This is a genomic window from Mesorhizobium sp. M0410 (genome assembly GCF_040321435.1).
In the GTDB taxonomy this organism is placed as follows: domain Bacteria; phylum Pseudomonadota; class Alphaproteobacteria; order Rhizobiales; family Rhizobiaceae; genus Mesorhizobium.
On record NZ_JAMYRN010000063.1, the window covers coordinates 1 to 2678 of the forward strand.

Consider the following 2678-nt stretch of genomic DNA (forward strand, 5'->3'; position numbering starts at 1 on the left):
CGGGAAATGGTTCGGATCGGCTTAAGCAACCAAATCCTACGTCATTTCAACGGCTTGCGCCACATCCACCAACCCCCATGAATTTGGTTAGGTTGATGCGGCGTGCCGCCGCCGTGAGGCCGCGCTCGCTCAGCAGCGCGTCGAGAACGACGAGAAGATTCAGATCGAGCCCTTTGAAACGCATGTCTTAGCTATCCATAGCGTGGATGCATTTGATTGAAACAAACGATTTTACCAATTTTCCGGAATGTCGCATGGACTTGGCAGGACCTCACGTGCGCCGATCACTGCCTCTATCGCGTGGCGAGTCCCTTGAGAAGAGCCCGAAAGAGGAAATCTGTCGCGTGCGGTGGAGATTGTACTGGGAATGAGAGGCAGCGCTCCGATCATGTCGAACTCTCCGACGAATGGCGGACCGGTACAATAGTTGATCGCAACTGGTCCGGAGCTATGAAACATCTCGATTACATATGAGGTGCCGAGTGAATACGCTGACAGCACCCACTGTCGCAGCGTTTAGCTGACGTTTGACGACGGTTCCTATCCATTTACACGCAGATTCTTGATGTGCTGGCGCAAAAGCGGGAGGCCGGCGACTTTTCTTCGTCATCGGGCTGACGCCGCAGAAGCCGGAACTCGTCCGGTTCCTATGGGCATTGGGCTTGGTCGGTCGCACAGGCTCTATGAGGGGCAATTTTGGCAACGCGACGCGACTCGGGTTTTGAACGACGCCGAAAACGCAAGTTGGAAAGGAACAAGATGGCAGATCAACTCGCCAACGAAATAATCGCCATGATCAAGAAGCGCGCCGCGTCGGAGGGCGGCATAGCGCCTGCCACCGGCGGCGAGATAACGGCTGCCACGGGACTGACTTCGCTCGGTATCGATTCACTGGGATTGGCGGACGTTCTCTGGGACCTGGAGCAGGCCTACGGCATCGAGATCGAGATGAATACGGCCGAGGCATGGTCGGATCTCCAGAATGTTGGGGACATGGTGGAAGCCGTGCGCAGCTTGCTCGCTAAGGCGGTGTGAATGGACAGGCGCGTCGTGATTACTGGGATTGGCGGGATTTGCGGGCTTGGGACCAACGCCGCCGCCATTTGGACAGAGATGCGAGAAGGCCGCTCCGCCATCGGCCCAATCGTCAACTCCGAGCTCCATGAATTGAGGGTCAGGATCGGTGCCGAGATCAAGGCGCTGCCGGAGCATGACATCGACGGCAAGCAACTTATCTCCATGGACCGCTTCAGCCTGCTCGCTGTGCTTGCGGCGCGCGAAGCCATGCGTCAGGCCGGACTTTCCTCCAAAGAGGGAAATAGCTATCGCTTCGGTGCGACGGTGGGCGTTGGCGGCTGCGGGTGGGATGCGATCGAGCAAACCTACCGCGCCATCCTTCTGGGCGGTAAGCGTGCCGCTCTCTTGACTGTACCCAAGGCGATGCCGGGTGCCGCTGCCGGCCAGGTCAGCATGAGTCTCGGCCTGCGCGGGCCGGTCTTCGGCGTCACGTCCGCCTGTTCCTCGGCAAACCATGCGATTGCCTGCGCGGTGGACCAGATCAGGCTCGGCCGGGCCGACGTGATGCTTGCCGGCGGCAGCGAAGCGCCGCTCATATGGGGTGTGCTGAAGGCATGGGAAGCGATCCGCGTGCTTTCGCCCGATACTTGCCGGCCATTCTCGGCCGATCGCCAGGGCCTGTCGCTTGGTGAAGGCGCCGGCATGGCGGTGCTGGAAAGCTACGAGCATGCCCTGGCTCGGGGCGCCACCATCCTTGCCGAAATTGCCGGTGCCGGCCTTTCCGCCGATGCGTCCGACATCGTCGCGCCGACTGTCGAGGGGCCGGAGGCAGCAATGCGGGCCTGCCTTGCCGATGCCAGGCTGGACGCCGAGGATGTCGACTATCTCAACGCGCACGGCACCGGCACCAAGGCCAACGACCAGATCGAGACGGCGGCGATCAAGCGCGTCTTCGGTCAGCACGCCTTCTCAATGTCCATTTCTTCTACCAAGTCCATGCACGCGCATTGCCTCGGCGCGTCCGGCGCGCTCGAGTTGATCGCCTGCGTGATGGCTATCCGCGAGAGCGTCGTGCCGCCGACTGCCAATTATCGTGAGCTGGACCCCGATTGCGATCTCGACGTCACGCCCAATGTGGCACGCGAGCGCAAGGTGCGCGTGGCACTGAGCAACTCCTTCGCCTTTGGCGGCACGAACGCGGTTCTGGCGTTCAGGCAGGTGTAGAAGCCATGAGAGATGCCTCCGGCAACATTATCTCTCGCATCCAGATGCTTGCCGGATAACTATTGTGAAGGGCGGGTCATTGACCGCCTCGGCGAATGCGGGAAGTGGCAGCGGAAGCTCGACGATCCGGGGGTATCGTCTTTGCGAAATTCTTAACTGTTGAAGCGGCTTGGACGTACCGCCGCCCCGTAAAAGGTAAGCGAGGCCCTGCGGGCTCGGCTTGAGGGTCTGAAGCTGTACACGACAATGTCTGGAAGCCGCAGTGTCGGCTCTGCGCCCGTTATAGTCGCCTGAGTGCTGCCGGCCCGGCCGCGCCGCGGGCGCCGTCAACGAACTCCTTGAACCTGCGGACCTTGCCTGTCTTGGCCGACGCTTCGAAGCGCGCCGTCGTGCTGGCCTCCAGATCCGCGACATGCTTGCGCAGGGTCGTGGTGGGC

2 protein-coding genes and 2 pseudogenes are annotated in these 2678 nt (G+C 61.1%); 2 read left to right on the forward strand and 2 right to left on the reverse strand.

Features of this window, described 5'->3' with window-relative positions:
- Positions 1 to 82: 82 nt before the first annotated feature.
- A pseudogene (locus NKI63_RS30555) lies at positions 83 to 184 on the reverse strand (LysR family transcriptional regulator); the annotation flags it as partial.
- Between the two features lie 575 nt (positions 185 to 759).
- Between NKI63_RS30555 and NKI63_RS30560 the strand changes: the two are divergent.
- Complete coding sequence (locus NKI63_RS30560; protein ID WP_352469359.1) at positions 760 to 1035, forward strand: acyl carrier protein; 276 nt, start codon at positions 760 to 762, stop codon at positions 1033 to 1035.
- Entirely contained in the window at positions 1036 to 2241 is a 1206-nt protein-coding gene (locus NKI63_RS30565; RefSeq protein WP_352453892.1) for a beta-ketoacyl-[acyl-carrier-protein] synthase family protein, read from the forward strand.
- On the opposite strand, the pseudogene NKI63_RS30570 reads toward NKI63_RS30565, so the two are convergent.
- Positions 2228 to 2392: pseudogene (locus NKI63_RS30570) on the reverse strand (LysR family transcriptional regulator); the annotation flags it as partial. The gene NKI63_RS30565 and the pseudogene NKI63_RS30570 sit on opposite strands and share 14 nt — an antisense overlap.
- Positions 2393 to 2678 lie beyond the last annotated feature (286 nt).